This is a genomic window from Synechococcus sp. R55.3, assembly GCF_047461975.1.
In the GTDB taxonomy this organism is placed as follows: Bacteria; Cyanobacteriota; Cyanobacteriia; order Thermostichales; family Thermostichaceae; genus Thermostichus.
In genome coordinates this window covers 1-13,720 of sequence record NZ_JANSIG010000034.1, presented here as the reverse complement: position 1 = coordinate 13,720, position 13,720 = coordinate 1, and the positions used below count along the sequence as shown (strand labels likewise).

At 59.9% G+C, this 13,720-nt stretch carries 16 protein-coding genes; 7 read left to right on the top strand and 9 right to left on the bottom strand.

All coding sequences use genetic code 11. The features are described 5' to 3' along the window. Nucleotides 1–110 precede the first annotated feature (110 nt). From NW849_RS07140 to NW849_RS07130, 3 genes are all read left to right on the top strand, one after another. Nucleotides 111–305, top strand: a complete 195-nt coding sequence (locus tag NW849_RS07140) for a hypothetical protein (protein ID WP_011430906.1) — start codon at nt 111–113, stop codon at nt 303–305. 29 nt (nt 306–334) lie between these two features. Next, nucleotides 335–904 carry a hypothetical protein gene (locus NW849_RS07135; RefSeq protein WP_414356873.1) on the top strand — a complete coding sequence of 190 codons (570 nt, stop codon included), beginning with the start codon at nt 335–337 and terminating at the stop codon, nt 902–904. Between the two features lie 200 nt (nt 905–1,104). Beyond that, entirely contained in the window at nt 1,105–2,211 is a 1,107-nt protein-coding gene (locus NW849_RS07130) for a peptidylprolyl isomerase (protein ID WP_414356871.1), read from the top strand. Here NW849_RS07130 and NW849_RS07125 read toward each other — a convergent pair. From NW849_RS07125 to NW849_RS07115, 3 genes are all read right to left on the bottom strand, one after another. Next, entirely contained in the window at nt 2,208–3,239 is a 1,032-nt protein-coding gene (locus tag NW849_RS07125) for a succinate dehydrogenase/fumarate reductase iron-sulfur subunit (protein WP_414356885.1), read from the bottom strand. The two genes, NW849_RS07130 and NW849_RS07125, sit on opposite strands and share 4 nt — an antisense overlap. A gap of 86 nt (nt 3,240–3,325) precedes the next feature. After that, nucleotides 3,326–4,093, bottom strand: coding sequence for an MlaE family lipid ABC transporter permease subunit (locus tag NW849_RS07120; RefSeq protein ID WP_414356869.1), 768 nt, complete (start codon nt 4,091–4,093; stop codon nt 3,326–3,328). A gap of 10 nt (nt 4,094–4,103) precedes the next feature. Then, nucleotides 4,104–4,766, bottom strand: coding sequence for a GerMN domain-containing protein (locus tag NW849_RS07115; RefSeq protein WP_414356867.1), 663 nt, complete (start codon nt 4,764–4,766; stop codon nt 4,104–4,106). 190 nt (nt 4,767–4,956) lie between these two features. Here NW849_RS07115 and atpD point away from each other — a divergent pair, with 190 nt between their 5' ends. Then, on the top strand, nt 4,957–6,390 hold the full coding sequence (gene atpD, locus NW849_RS07110; protein WP_414356866.1) for a F0F1 ATP synthase subunit beta: 1,434 nt from the start codon (nt 4,957–4,959) through the stop codon (nt 6,388–6,390). A gap of 184 nt (nt 6,391–6,574) precedes the next feature. Here atpD and rppA read toward each other — a convergent pair whose 3' ends face one another. Together rppA and rsmI are read right to left on the bottom strand one after the other, a co-directional pair. Further along, nucleotides 6,575–7,276 carry a two-component system response regulator RppA gene (gene rppA / locus NW849_RS07105; RefSeq protein WP_414356864.1) on the bottom strand — a complete coding sequence of 234 codons (702 nt, stop codon included), beginning with the start codon at nt 7,274–7,276 and terminating at the stop codon, nt 6,575–6,577. 28 nt (nt 7,277–7,304) lie between these two features. Beyond that, nucleotides 7,305–8,318 carry a 16S rRNA (cytidine(1402)-2'-O)-methyltransferase gene (gene rsmI / locus NW849_RS07100; RefSeq protein WP_414356863.1) on the bottom strand — a complete coding sequence of 338 codons (1,014 nt, stop codon included), beginning with the start codon at nt 8,316–8,318 and terminating at the stop codon, nt 7,305–7,307. A 221-nt stretch (nt 8,319–8,539) separates the two neighbouring features. Between rsmI and NW849_RS07095 the strand changes: the two genes are divergently transcribed. Beyond that, complete coding sequence (locus NW849_RS07095) at nt 8,540–8,995, top strand: Rrf2 family transcriptional regulator (RefSeq protein ID WP_414356862.1); 456 nt, start codon at nt 8,540–8,542, stop codon at nt 8,993–8,995. Then, on the top strand, nt 8,979–10,031 hold the full coding sequence (gene cbiB, locus NW849_RS07090; protein ID WP_414356860.1) for an adenosylcobinamide-phosphate synthase CbiB: 1,053 nt from the start codon (nt 8,979–8,981) through the stop codon (nt 10,029–10,031). The genes NW849_RS07095 and cbiB overlap by 17 nt, the downstream gene beginning before the upstream one ends. Nucleotides 10,032–10,269: 238 nt before the next feature. On the opposite strand, the gene NW849_RS07085 is transcribed toward cbiB, so the two are convergent. From NW849_RS07085 to NW849_RS07075, 3 genes are all read right to left on the bottom strand, one after another. After that, nucleotides 10,270–10,578 (bottom strand): hypothetical protein, encoded by a 309-nt coding sequence (locus NW849_RS07085; protein WP_414356858.1) that lies wholly within the window; start codon nt 10,576–10,578, stop codon nt 10,270–10,272. Then, entirely contained in the window at nt 10,575–11,141 is a 567-nt protein-coding gene (locus tag NW849_RS07080; protein ID WP_414356857.1) for a thylakoid membrane photosystem I accumulation factor, read from the bottom strand. Before NW849_RS07080 ends, NW849_RS07085 begins: the two co-directional genes overlap by 4 nt. Nucleotides 11,142–11,377: 236 nt before the next feature. Continuing rightward, nucleotides 11,378–12,556, bottom strand: coding sequence for a TRC40/GET3/ArsA family transport-energizing ATPase (locus tag NW849_RS07075; RefSeq protein ID WP_414356855.1), 1,179 nt, complete (start codon nt 12,554–12,556; stop codon nt 11,378–11,380). Nucleotides 12,557–12,720: 164 nt separating this feature from the next. Here NW849_RS07075 and psbQ point away from each other — a divergent pair, with 164 nt between their 5' ends. After that, entirely contained in the window at nt 12,721–13,119 is a 399-nt protein-coding gene (gene psbQ / locus NW849_RS07070) for a photosystem II protein PsbQ (RefSeq protein WP_414356854.1), read from the top strand. A 255-nt stretch (nt 13,120–13,374) separates the two neighbouring features. Here the strand turns inward: psbQ and NW849_RS07065 are convergent, their stop codons facing one another. Further along, the gene (locus NW849_RS07065) at nt 13,375–13,596 is read right to left on the bottom strand and encodes a hypothetical protein (RefSeq protein WP_414356853.1); all 222 of its coding nucleotides are present in this window, start codon (nt 13,594–13,596) and stop codon (nt 13,375–13,377) included. Nucleotides 13,597–13,720: the final 124 nt, after the last annotated feature.

Genomic DNA, 13,720 nt, shown 5'->3' with positions numbered 1-13,720 from the left:
GCAAATGTTTCGACGACTCGGTATACCCAGAAGATTTTGGCAACCGGCTGCGCTTGTCCTGGCGGCAGTGCTTACAGGTTCCCTAACGGTTTTCCTGAAAGGTTGCGGTGGTGGTACCTCCAGCAGCCCCTCGACCGTGGGGTCGCCGCCAAGGGATCCCGGCTCTGGCTCTGGCTCTACCTCTGCCATTTTGGGATTGGTGGTTGATCCCTTTGCTCAGCTTTGCCCTTCAGGCTCAACAGCCGCCCTTTGTTCGGGAGGGCCGCTCTTTTCAAGAGGCAATAAGGTTGAGTTGTTCAACCTAAGCTCAAGAGGGGACATTTTGTTGCCTGCCTTGTCAACCACTGCCTTGGAGGGCAACTTGCGGTTCACCATCCCCTTTTCCGGATCGATTACTCAGCCGCCGGGGAAATTGGTATCGGTTCAGTCCAATCTCCTGGGCCAAGGGCGTCAGTCCGGCCAGCCTACACCCCTGCGGGGATTTGTTTTCAGCGCAGCCGTGGATGTTTCCCCTTGGAGTGAAGCCCTTTATCGCATCTTGCTGCGGGAACGGGATAGAGTGTCTTTCTTCAACTTAGCGCCTCCAGAAATTAGGGATCTGGAAAACATTTTGTTTGTCAGCGTACCTCTTTCCAGAACAGCGCGAAACTTGGAGGAGATCATCACTGACATCATTCGACAAGCGGATCAACTTAGTTTTAATCAGCTCCGCTTTGTGGAGGATCTTATTCGCGTTTGCTATGCCCCAGAAGGTAATCAATCGGATCAGCCCTGCCGCCTCCGCATTCCGGTGCCCCTACCTCCTGCACCGACGGACTTTCCGACACCTCGACCCACTCCTGCCTCTACCCCGACACTAACACCGACGCCAACGCCGACGCCAACACCGACGCCAACCAACTAGGTAGGAGAGCCGTGTAGCCATGCCCTTGGAGAAGTTGGTCCCGCTATTGCGGTCGCAAAAGCGTCGTGTAGCGATGACGGCTTTCCCCCAGGTGGAGTGAGCCAGTCGTGGAGATATCTATCGAGGTTTGACAGCGCTTGCCGCCTGTGACGGTGGGATGTCAGGCTGAGACAGGAGTGGTTTTGCAGTCGGTAGGAACCATGACGCAGCGTGCCCAAGGATTTTGGCAATGGGGATCCCTTTGCCGGATTGGCCTCTACGTAGCTGCTCTGCTCTGCGGGGTGGCGCTCTGGGGGATCCCGGCCTTGGCTCTGCCCCAGGGGGATGCCATTACCGATCCACGTACCCTGTTGCGGCGGGCGTTGCCTATTCAGGAAACGAAGCTGCTGGAAATTGATGAGGCCATCTCCAAAATCGACACCGACCTGAAGTACAACCGCTGGTCAGCGGTGCGGGGAGATGTGCGCCAGGTAGAGCACCTCTTGGATCGCTATGGAGATTCCCTGCTGGCCGGCTTGCCCCCGGATCGGGTGACCCCAGCCTCTGAACAGATGGCTGCGCTGCGGGAGCAGTTGCGGGTGATCGGCCAAGCCAGCGAGCGCAAATCCAAGGGTAAAGAAGAGGCCCGCGCTGCCTACGACCGTCTAGTGGACGAGTTGGGATCCCTGGAAAACAACTGGGTGGGGGCTTTCCCCTACACAGTGCCTGCTGAGTATGCCGACAAACCTCAGCTCTTGGGGCGGGCAGAGGTGGAGCTAAACACCACCGCTGGGCGCATGGTGATCACCTTGGATGGCTACAGCGCCCCCATCACTGCCGGCAACTTTGCCGACCTGGTGCAGCGGGGCTTCTACGATGGCCTGACCTTTGACCGGGTGGAGACCTTCTTCCTGGCGCAGGCCGGGGATCCCCCTGGCCCTGCCGATGGCTATGTGGATCCCGCCACCGGAAAAATTCGCACCATTCCTATGGAGATTCGCGCCAAAGGCGAGGTGATGCCCCGCTACGGCCAGACTTTTGATCAGATGGGCCTGTGGGATGTGGAACCGGCTCTGCCCTTTTCCGCCGAAGGGACGGTGGCCATGGCCCGCTATCCCGACGATCCCAACAGCGCCTCTTCTCAGTTCTTCATCTTTATGGCTGAGCCGGATCTCACCCCGGCGGGGTTAAACCTCATGGATGGCCGCTATGCCGTGTTCGGGTACGTTACAGAGGGAACGGAGGTGCTGCGCCACATCAAAGTGGGGGATCGGATTTTGAGTGCCAGATTGATTTCCGGCCAAGACAACCTCAAAACTGGAGCCTAGAGGGGATCCCTTCCTTCCTGCCTAACTGTGTCGATAAGCCGCCGTACCGTCGCCGCCCCTGCAGAGGGCTGGAAGCGAAAGGGAAATTTGCCCCTGGCCAACAGGCGCAGACCCAAAGGCACCAAGCTGAGCAGCCCTTTGGGATCCCGGCCCACCACCTGCAGGGCAAAGCGGCGCTCATCTATCCAACCACCGGAGCGCACCAGTTGCACCAGAGTCTTGCGGTGGCGGATGGCTATGGGCAAGGACTCCGTCCGAATAGCGCGAACAGCGTGCGATGGGGAACGGTCGGTGGGCAGAGCAGCGGTCTTGTCTACAGGGCGGGAGAGGATCCCCTGTTTGAGTTCGGTGATTTGATCCAGAGGTGCCACGCCCATCGGGCAGACGCTGTTGCAGTTCCAGCAGCGGGTACAGCCCCAGACACCAGCCAAGCTATCCAGAGCCTGCAGGCGTTGTTCCCGTTGGCTGTCGCGGCTGTCTTGGACGAGGCGGTTGGCTCTGGCCAGAGCATGGGGGCCGACAAACTCTGGGTTCACCTCTTTGGCATTGCAATCGGAATAGCAGGCTCCGCAGAGAATACAGCCACCGGCAGCGTTGAGATGCTCCCGTTCGGCAGGCAGCTGTAAAAACTCTCGCTCCGGGATGCGTCGCCCCGCCGTGCTGACAAAGGGATCCACCCGGCTGAGATCGTTCCAGAAGGGCTGCATATCCACCACCAGATCCCGCAGAACGGGCAGGTTTCCCAGAGGGCCGATGCGAATAGGCTGCGGCTGGGGGCTGCGGGGATCCAGCTCTTCGCCCACATGTCGGCCACAAGCCAAGGCTGCCCTACCGTTGATGCGCATGGCGCAACTGCCACAGATGGTGTTGCGGCAGTTTTTGCGGAAGGCCAAGCTGCCATCCTGCTCCCACTTGATCTGGTTGAGGCAATCGAGAATGGTGGCGCCAGGGGATGTCTCCAGCCAGAAGGACTGCCAGCGGGGCGGCTCCGGCGGCAACTGTCGGAAAATCTGAAATTCTACTCGCAAAGTGCTCTGCACCGCTGAAGGGAAAGGGGATCCCATCCTAGCTCTCTCCCTATTGCTCCGCAACGCTAACGGGACAGCAGAAGTGGCTACAACGCGCGGCTGAGGGCGCTCCCCGGCCCCTGAAACAACAGCCAAGAAATAAGGAAGTTGGTGACAAACACGCCCAGCAGCGCCGTAACCACTGCATCGGTGGTGGAGCGACCCACCCCCTTGGCTCCCCCGCTGGTGGAAAGGCCCCAGTTGGAGCCAACAATGGCGATCAAAGACCCGAACACCATCGCCTTCAAACAACAGACGAGCAAATCCCAAGAGGTCAGAAGGGTTTGCGCCGAGTTGAGAAACACCGTGGCAGGAATATTGTAAACCGAAGCGCAGATGACCATCCCCCCCACCAGCCCCGTCAGCAGGGAGAGGATGGTGAGCACCGGCAGCATCAGCCCCGCAGCCAGCACCCGCGGGATCACCAGATAATCCACCGGATCGGTGCGTAACAACAGCAGAGCGTCGATCTGCTCCGTGACTTTCATGGTGCCCAGCTCGGCAGCAAAAGCGGATCCCACCCGTCCGGCCAAGATCACCGCCGTCACCACCGGTGTCAGCTCGCGGGCAAGGGCAATCGCCAAAACTCCCCCAATTAGGGAGGAAGCGCCAAAGTTGATGAACTCCCGCGCCAACTGGATGGTGAAAACACCGCTGATCACCACCGCCGTAATCAAAACAATCAGCAGCGACTCCAGCCCCACCGCCGCAAGCTGATCCAGGGTGTTGCGACGATGGATACGGCCCCGCATCAGATGCAGAATCACCTGACCGGTCAGGAGAAAACTGCTGCCCACTCGCTGGAACCAGTTCATGGTTTCCGCCTCAAGAGGCCGTTATCGCTACGCGATGCTTTGGCGACCCCGTTAGCGGGGCGGAATCCTTTGGGGTTGCCGGTTCCGCCGGCAACTGAAAGCTGGGCACAAACGAGGCCCGTGTCAGGGGTTGATCCAGGATCAGCCCCTCGCCCCCCAGCACTTCTAGGGCACGGCCTTCCACCGAGATCCACACCCGCGCGCCGGGGTTTTGGCTGGTGGCGGTGTAGAGCACCTGCGCAATCCGGCTCATCATCGTCGTGGATCCCCCCCCTTGCGTGAATTCGGGGGAGAAGTTGAGGAAAATATCGTCGCCCTCCACCCGCACATCCAACACCCGCGTCTGGGGGGGAATGGCCGTGGTGAGGTGGGGATCCCTGGGGCCGGCAATCAGCTCCTCCAGAGCCAGGCGGATGGCTTCCTGAGCGTCGAAGGCGCGAACCGTGCGCTCTTGCTGCACATAGTAAATGGAGTTGTCGGCACTGGTCAGCCAATACAAGGAAAGCGTCTGCCGCGGCCCAATGGTGTACCACCAGGCTGCCCCCATCGCCCCCAGCCCCAGCAAAAAGCCGAGGATCCCCAGTTGTAGGGCCCGGCCCCGACGCGGGCGGGAACGCCGTCCTCCCAACCTGACGGAGCTGAGCTGTGCGGTACGGCCTCCGTAGTGGCTCATCGCTGGCGATCCCCCTCTCTAACCTAGCTCTAGGGTAGCGAAGAAAAGCCCTCCCTGCCGGGGATCCCCCATAGGCTGGACAGGCAAAAGTGCGGCAGCAACTGGGATCCCTTTATTTGTATGATGATAATGATTTACACCCGGCATTGCTGAGTCGATAACTGAGCACACAAGGAGCTGAGCCTCAATCATGGTTACTGCCACCGCTACTGCCACCAATGTTGGCTACATCACTCAGGTCATTGGGCCTGTGATCGACGCCGAGTTTCCCAGCGGCAAGCTGCCCGAAATCTACAATGCCCTCAAGGTGGAGGGCACAACCGAAAGCGGCCTGAAGGTTAACGTCACCTTTGAGGTGCAGCAGCTTTTGGGGGATAACCGCGTGCGTGCGGTGGCCATGTCCTCGACCGACGGCCTGGTGCGGGGCATGCCGGTGGTGGATACGGGCGCTCCGATTACTGTGCCGGTCGGGCAGCCCACCCTGGGGCGCATTTTCAATGTGCTGGGAGAGCCGGTTGACAAAGGAGAGCCCGTTCAAGCCCAAGAATTTGCCCCCATCCACCGCAGTGCGCCTCCACTTGTCGATTTGACGATTAAGCCAGAGCCCTTTGAAACCGGCATCAAGGTGATTGACCTGCTGGCCCCCTTCAAAAAGGGGGGCAAGGTGGGCCTGTTTGGCGGTGCCGGCGTCGGCAAGACAGTGCTCATCCAGGAGCTGATCCACAACATCGCTGAGGAGCACTCTGGCCTATCGGTGTTTGCGGGCGTGGGAGAGCGCACCCGCGAGGGCAATGACCTCTACAACGAGATGAAAGAATCCGGTGTGCTGGACAAAGTGGCGCTGGTCTATGGCCAGATGAACGAGCCACCGGGTGCCCGCATGCGGGTTGGCCTGACTGCCCTGACCATGGCAGAGTACTTCCGCGACGTTAACAAGCAGGACGTGCTGCTGTTCATCGACAATATCTTCCGCTTTGTGCAGGCCGGGTCGGAAGTGTCGGCGCTGTTGGGCCGCATGCCCTCGGCAGTAGGTTACCAGCCCACCTTGGCCACCGAAATGGGCAACCTGCAAGAGCGCATCACCTCCACCAAGCAGGGATCCATCACCTCGGTGCAGGCGGTGTATGTGCCTGCTGACGACTTGACGGATCCGGCCCCGGCCACCACCTTTGCCCACCTCGACTCCACGGTGGTGTTGTCCCGCAGCTTGGCGGCTAAGGGTATTTATCCAGCGGTGGATCCCCTGGATTCCTCTTCCACCATCCTGCAGGCGGACATTGTGGGCGAAGAGCACTACAACACTGCCCGGGCGGTGAAGCAAACTCTGCAGCGCTACAAAGAGCTGCAAGATATCATCGCCATCCTGGGGCTGGACGAGCTGTCGGAAGAGGACAAGCTGGTGGTGGCCCGTGCCCGCCGCATCGAGCGTTTCCTGTCCCAGCCGTTCTTCGTGGCGGAGGTATTCACTGGCTCCCCCGGCAAGTATGTGAAATTGGCAGACACCATCAAGGGCTTCCAGCGCATTTTGTCGGGAGAACTGGACGATCTGCCGGAGCAAGCCTTCTACTTGGTGGGCACCATCGAAGAGGCCATCGAGAAAGCCGAGAAGCTCAAGTCCAAGTGATCCCTCACCCCCAGCCCCTTTCCCACAGGAGGAGAGGGGAGTTGCCGATAGCGCGGCGACTGGGCTCCCCAGGGTTGAAGGGGGGAACGCCCTGGTGGCATTGCTGACTGAAAGCGCTCCCCAGACCCGGCAGGGCTCCTTCTTTTCGGGGGAGCCTTGGTTTTATCTACAGGTGGGACGGCTGCTAGGGATCCCCGGCGACAGGCCCGAAGCGATAGCCCTTGCCGTAGACGGCGTGGATCAATTCTGCTGCCCCGGGCAACCTGAGGCGTCGCCGCAGCAGGCGCACCTGGGCTGCCAAGACGTTGCTGCTGGGGGGATCCTCTCCGGCCCACACCTGCTCGTAGATCTGGTCGTGGGTGAGCAACTGGCCGGGATGGGTCATGAAGTACTCCAGCAGGCGAAACTCTTTTTGAGAGAGGTGGATCATCCGCCCCTGCCGGTAGGCCACCTGGTTCTCCCGATCCAGCTCCAAATCCCCGACCTGCAGGCGAGGGATCCCTTCTCCAGGGCCGGTGGCCCGCCGCAAGAGGGCTCGCACCCGCGCCAGCAGTTCCCGCAGCTCAAACGGCTTTACCAAGTAATCATCTGCCCCGGCATCCAGCCCTTCCACCCGGTCGTCTAGGGTATCTTTGGCGGTCAAAAACAGGATGGGAGTGGTGCCATCCACCTGCCGCACCCGCTGACAGAGGGAAAGCCCGGAGAGCTCCGGCAACATCCAATCCAAGACCAGCAGATTGTAGGGCAGGGATCCCGTCTTTTGCAGCAGTTCCCAGGCTCGCCCCCCCGTGTAGGCCACGTCCACCGTGTAGCCCTCTCGCCTCAGTTGCTGGGCCAGAGAATCGGCCAACTCCACTTCATCGTCCACCAATAAAATCCGTGCCATAGGACTCCGTCCCGCTAACGCGAACACCTCAGGACTCGGTCTCGCTGTTGTCTTGGAAACAATGTGGAGCGCTGACGTACTCAGAAAAGGACTCCGTCCCGCCAGAACTGGAGAGCGGCTCAAGCTGCAAGGATAGATCGTAAAGGCGGCGCCGCGTCCAGATGGGGGATCCCTGCAGACGCTGGGCCAACCGGCGGCTGGCTGCGGAGCGGGATAGGCCCTCGGCCAGCAACCGGGCCATTTCTTGGCGAATTTCCGCTTCCGAAGCACCGTCTCCCAGCCCGTTCAAGGACTCCGCCCCGCCCCTGGCAGGGTTGTTGCTTTGTAACGCTGTCGCGACGGGGCCGCGAACGGCACCGACATATCCCTCAAGCAAGAGGGTGAACTCCCCTCGGGGCGGCTGAGCAGCGCAGTGCTCCAAGGCTGCTGCCAGGGATCCCCGCCAGAAGGACTCGTACAGCTTGGTCAGCTCCCGCGCCAGCACGATCTGCCGCTCTGGGCCGCAGTGATCCAGCAGATCCTGCAGAGTTTGGCGCAGGCGATGGGGGGCTTCATAGAGAACGACGGTGCGCTCTTCTTGGGCCAACTGTTGCAGGCGGGCCTGTCGCTGACTGGGTTTAAGAGGTAAAAATCCCTCGAACACGAATCGTTCTGTGGGCAGGCCCGAAGCGGTCAAGGCCGCAACAGCAGCTACCGGCCCCGGCACAGGGATCACCGGGATCCCAGCTTGAATGCAGGCACGCACCAGCTCTTCTCCCGGATCGGAAATGGCGGGGGTGCCGGCATCGCTGATCAGGGCCACCGACTGGCCCGCCGACAGATACTTCAGGAGTTGAGGGATCCGCTGGGCAGCGTTGTGCTCGTGATAGCTGATGAGGCGGGCGGAGATTTGAAAATGTTTAAGAAGCTGGCCGGAGTGGCGAGTATCTTCTGCTGCCACCCAATCCACCTCGCGCAGAACCCGCAGCGCCCGCAGGGTGATGTCTTCGCGGTTGCCGATGGGGGTAGCCACCAAATAAAGGCTGGCGGTGGGGTGTTCCATCCCGAGCTCCAAGGCTGAGCTGCCGATAACCAGACAATAGCCAATTAGAGCAATTAGAGATCGCCTCGGATCCCCAGATTAACTTCTCTTGGCCGGTGCCCCGATACCCAGGCATCTGCCTTTCGTGCTAGCGTTGCGTAGCAACAATGAGGAGTGAGGATTGAGAAGTGAGGCTCTTTTCTCTCTGCTCTTTCCTCTTTTCTCTCTGGAGAAGGATCCCGGTGCGCTTGACAACGCGGGCCACCTATAGCATCAGGGCTTTGTTGGATCTGGCTATGCTCGGCTCCGGGCAAATGGCTTCGGTGCGGGCCATTGCCGAGCGACAGGGAATCCCGGCTCCCTACCTGGAAAAGTTGCTGATTGAGTTGCGGCAGGCTGGCTTGGTTTGTTCCCAACGGGGGGCCCAGGGGGGCTACCGGCTGGCACGGGCACCGCGGCGGATCCCGATTAGCGCCATTTTGGCGGCAGTGGGAGAATCCTTGGATCCTCTCATGGACAGTTCTAATCCTTCAGCCGTGCATCCGGCGGAGCGGCTGGACTGGGTGACGGAAGCCCTGTGGCAGCGGATCGCTCGACGGGTGCAGCAGGTGTTGGAGGAAACCACTCTGGAAGATCTGTATTTTGATGCCCGGAGCTGGCAAGCGGCTCAGGATCAGGAGAGTGGATTTGTGGTTTGATCGCGTTAGCGGGACGGAGTCCTTTCGCGTTAGTGGGACGGAGCCCTTTCCCGGCGGCTGGCTGTTTTTTCCGGCCCAACCGACTGCCGGGCTGGTGCTGGCGGCAGCTTTGGTATTGGATTACCTGCTGGCGGATCCCTGGGGTTGGCCTCATCCGGTGCGGGTGATGGGGGCTGTAATTGCCTGGGGACAAGGCTATATCCTCAAGCACTGTTCGACTCCGCAAGCACAACGGTGGGGCGGGGCAGTGCTCACCCTGGCTCTGGTGGGGGGATCCTACGGCATAGGCTGGGGGCTGGTCGCCATTGGCAATGCCATCCATCCCTGGGCAGGGATCCTCATGCAGGTAACCCTCATGGCCAGTTGTCTGGGAGGGCGCAGCCTGCGCTTTGCTGCGTTGGAGGTGTTGGATCCCTTGGAAAAAGGGGATCTGCCGGAGGCCCGTCAACGGCTCAGCCGCTACGTGGGGCGGGATACAGAGCACCTGACGGAGCCGGAGATTTTGCGGGCGGTGATTGAGACGGTGGCCGAAAATACCCCCGACGGAGCGACTGCCCCTCTGTTCTACGCCTTCTTGGGAGGGGCACCCTTGGCCTTGGCCTACAAGGCCAGCAGCACTCTGGATTCGATGGTAGGCTACCGCCATCCCCCCTTCACCCATTTGGGCACGGTGCCGGCCCGCTGTGAGGATGGGCTGACTTGGCTGCCCTGCCGCCTGACGGTGCTCACCCTGGCCCTGCTCAGCCGGGATCCCTGGGGGTTTTGGCAGCGGTGTCGTCAGGATGCGCAGGCGGATCCCAGCCCCAATTCCGGGTGGAGCGAGGCGGCTTTTGCCTGGCGGCTGCAGATCCAACTGGGGGGAACCAATTTCTATCGCGGGATCCCGAAGGTGAAACCCAAATTGGGGATCCCGGCTCGCCCTTTGACCCCGCAAGTGGTGCAGGAAAGTTTGGGGCTGCTGCGACAGGTTGTTTGGATTTGGGGGAGTTTGATGGTGGGAATAACTCTCTTGTTGAGCCTATCACGGCCAACTTAGCTATCGTCTTATAGTCGTTTCAGGTTAGAGTGAGGCGCCTGGGCCATTGAGAGTGAGAGAAGCCTTCTAGCCGCGTATAATCAACATTGGGTTTATGGGTTTAGTGTCCTAGTTTGAATCGAAATGACCAGAGGCAGAAAACGGGAGGTCATGCGGTCAAGACTAAACGGCTTGGAACGTCGCATGCGCATGGACAAGAGCTCCGGGATCCGAGAGCTTTTCTATCCTAAGGGGTAGGCTAGCTCAGCACCCAGCGCTGCAGGGCAATGCCGAGCAGCAGGCCAAGGCCGCCGAAGCGCACCACCTGCCAAAAGGTGGCAGGGACAGGATTAAACACCTCTAGCACATAAGCCTGGAGGCGTTGCTCCAGTTGGCTGGCTTCGGCTTGGATTTCAGCCCATTGTTCAGGGGAAAGCTGGGCCATGCGCTCCAGTTCCCGCAGATCGGCAAGGCGAGCCTGGAGACTCTGGAGTTTTTCCTGCAGAGCCTCGAGAGAATCGGAGGGAAAGGATTCCGTCCCGCTATCGCGATTGGGGTTGGCCGTCACGGCTGGGCCTTTGTAGGGGGGTAGGCTTGGGGAGAACGGGATCCGGCAAATCCGGTTTGGATCTCGTTGAAAGGTTTGGCTTTGATCACCCCTGGGGGAACGGGATCCAACTTGAAGAGGGCGCGAATGGCGTTTTCCACCTCGGTGATGGGGCGGTTGCCGGCGGATTGATAGACAATGTTTCCCTCTGGGTCGAAGAGAAGGGTTTGAGGCACTTGTCCGGTGTAGTATTGGCCGCGCTCGTCGCCGGGTAAGAGGGAATCGACCGAGTAGGGAATGAAATAGACTCCCAGCCCGTAGCGAACCTGCAGGTTGGCAATGGTGGCAGCGTATTTTTTGCAATCGCTGCTGTCATCGATGTAGTACACAAGGAGGGCCGGGATCCCTTGCTCTTTTGCCTGCTTCAGGGAGACGCGGGGGGGGATCATGCCGCCGTTGGCCCCGTAGAGGGCAAAGATGTTGCCATCGTAACGGTCGTCGTTGAGCAGAGCACTGGCGGGAGGGGAAAACCAACCCGTCAAAGTGATGAGCAGAGCCACCAGGAAGATACGAAGCAACAGCATGATCTCATGCTCTTCTGTGGAGGGATCCTTGGCGATCAATCTTTAGAGGTGGGGGATTTTCTCATTGTGCCATCTTGCGCTGTCGCTGCGTCGTTGCCGTTCAACACTGACGCGACCAGGGTCGAGGTGGAGACGGAAGAGCGTGGGCTTGTATGCGCTTGAAAAAAGCCCAGAAGGTCAACTTCACGTTCGGGGACCCAAAAGTAAGCGAAACGGGCCTGTTAGCGGCTACAGGCTCAAGCGGCAAAATGAATGCGCAGGTAGTCTTCTTCCATCTTGGCGCGGGCCGGGGTCATGGCCGCCAAAGTCTGAGGCAGCACCAAGTTGCGGCGGTGGTTGCCGATGCGGATGTTCAGCTCATCCCCGGTTTTGGTCAATTCCACCCGCTCTTTCGGGATCCCGGGCAGGTAAAGATCCAGTCGGTACTGGCCGTTGTCGGTCACCACATTCAGAGTTTGCTCGGCATAGAGCACGTCCGCCGGGTTGCGATCCCCCCAAAGGTCTTTTTTCAGGCGGGCCAGGGCATCCCACCCCACCAACTCCTCGGAGTACAGCGGGATCTCGAAGACCGGCAGGGGGGCAAAGTTTTCGTGGATTTCCTGCCGATATCTTTGCTGGGCAGCCTTCCAAGCGGCAAAGTAGGGATCCACCACTCCATCCGGCAAAATGCGGTTGGCGATCACCAAATCGGTGGCCACCCCGTAGAGGCTGAGGTAGGCGTGGGCCCGCAGCGATTCTTTGATCACCATCTTTTCCGGGTTGGTGACCAGCCGCACGGAGGTGATGCGGTTATCGGTGAGGATGCGCTCCAGCCGCTCGATCTTCTGATAGAACTCATAGGGGGCATCCAGCACCTGGTCATTGGGCAGCGGGATCCCGGTCAGCCCCTTCACAATCGGCTCGGCGATGGGACGTAGCATTTGCGCCAGCCCTTGCAGGGGTTTGTAGAACTTGCGCATGTACCAGCCCGAAACATCCGGCAGGCTCAAGAGGCGCAGAGCCGTGCCCGTGGGGGCCGAGTCGATGATTAGCACATCGAACTTGCCTTCGTCGTAATGGCGATTCACCCGCACCAGGGCAAAGATCTCATCCATCCCCGGCAAAATCGCCAGCTCCTGCGCCTGCACCCCATCTAGCCCTCGCGCCTGCAGCACCTGGGTAATATAGGTTTTGACAGATCCCCAATTCAGCTCCAGTTCGTTGAGGGCGTCCAACTCCGCTCCCCAAAGGTTGGGTTTGACCTCGACCGGCTCGTGGCCCAAGGGCTGATCGAAGCTATCGGCCAGAGAGTGAGCCGGATCTGTGCTCAGCACCAGAGTTTTCAGGCCGATCTCGGCACAACGCCAGCCGGTCGCCGCCGCCATCGAGGTTTTGCCGACTCCACCCTTGCCGGTCATGAGGATGATGCGTTGCATGAGAGTGTCGTTTACATTCTTTTACAGCTCTAGCCTAACCGATTTGTTGGGCTCTTCGAGAGGCGGCCAAGGGGTTGGGGTGCAGCCAGCAGGTAAACTATTCATTTGGTTGCCCAATGATGGCCAAGAAATCAAGCCTGTTGCAGGCATGTGGGAGGTGTGTGATGATCTGTCGCTGGCGGAGTGTGTTGCTGGTTGCCATCCTGACACTGGGGCTATGGCTGGGATCCCTTCCTGTGCAAGCGGCTGCTGTCCTGCCCCGAGAGCTGCAACAACTGGAGCAACAGGTGGAGCGACTGCAAAGCCTGGTGGAGGCGGAGGACTGGTTGGAGATTCGCTCCTACATCCACGGGCCGATGGGACTCACTCGTAAGACCTTGACCGGCCTGGCGGCTACCCTGCCGGATAAGCAAAAGCGGGAAGTGCTGCGCCTGGCCAAGGAGATGGGCCGCAGCTTGGAACAACTGGACTTTGCTGCCAAAGCCTATGACCAACCTGAGGTGGAAGCAGCCCAAGCCAAGGTGAAAAAGACGCTGCAGGAGCTGGAGGCTGCGTTTTCCTAGTGGGGATCCCTTCTCTCTTTGGCGAATAGCGTCGTTTCAGGTTAGGGTGAGACGCCTGGGCTGCTGAAAAAAGCCTTCTGACCCCATGCGTTATTGCTCCGCAACGCTGACGCGACGACGCGACCAGCGTTTTAGGTGGTTTTAGGTGTGGGTGAGTGCCTTAGTTTGAATCGAAATGACATAAAAGCACTCCAGAAAAGCAGGGATCCCCAAACAGGGATCCCCGATTTTATTTGGCCGGAGCCGCAAGCCAAGCTAGGGCTGCCGCCGGAAGCTCCTGACTTCCAAAACCGGCCCTACCTGAGCCACCGTCACCATGTCTTCTTTGATCTGTCCCTGGATGGTGACCTCTAGCCCCTCTTGCAAGAGCTCTTTGGGGGCACGGAAAAGGGCGTAGTGCTCGCCGGAAGGCAGGGTTAGCACCCACACCCCCCCTTCAATATCCAGGAACTGGATGGTACCGCTGTACTCTTGCATCACCGCCTCAGCGCCAGCCCGGTTGCCGTGGACTGAGATTCCGTAGACGCTTGCGCTCCCAAGTAGGCCAGGCCCAGGCAGAGCAAGCCATTGAAGAGCAAGAAGGAGCGACCCAACCAAGCAG

Excerpts from the sequence above, each read along its gene's own strand:
- NW849_RS07130 (WP_414356871.1), top strand. The coding sequence starts at position 1,105 with ATGACGCAGCGTGCCCAAGGATTTTGGCAATGGGGATCCCTTTGCCGG.
- NW849_RS07120 (WP_414356869.1), bottom strand. The coding sequence starts at position 4,093 with ATGAACTGGTTCCAGCGAGTGGGCAGCAGTTTTCTCCTGACCGGTCAG.
- NW849_RS07115 (WP_414356867.1), bottom strand. The coding sequence starts at position 4,766 with ATGAGCCACTACGGAGGCCGTACCGCACAGCTCAGCTCCGTCAGGTTG.
- atpD (WP_414356866.1), top strand. The coding sequence starts at position 4,957 with ATGGTTACTGCCACCGCTACTGCCACCAATGTTGGCTACATCACTCAG.
- rppA (WP_414356864.1), bottom strand. The coding sequence starts at position 7,276 with ATGGCACGGATTTTATTGGTGGACGATGAAGTGGAGTTGGCCGATTCT.
- rsmI (WP_414356863.1), bottom strand. The coding sequence starts at position 8,318 with ATGGAACACCCCACCGCCAGCCTTTATTTGGTGGCTACCCCCATCGGC.
- NW849_RS07080 (WP_414356857.1), bottom strand. The coding sequence starts at position 11,141 with ATGCTGTTGCTTCGTATCTTCCTGGTGGCTCTGCTCATCACTTTGACG.
- NW849_RS07075 (WP_414356855.1), bottom strand. The coding sequence starts at position 12,556 with ATGCAACGCATCATCCTCATGACCGGCAAGGGTGGAGTCGGCAAAACC.
- psbQ (WP_414356854.1), top strand. The coding sequence starts at position 12,721 with ATGATCTGTCGCTGGCGGAGTGTGTTGCTGGTTGCCATCCTGACACTG.
- NW849_RS07065 (WP_414356853.1), bottom strand. The coding sequence starts at position 13,596 with ATGCAAGAGTACAGCGGTACCATCCAGTTCCTGGATATTGAAGGGGGG.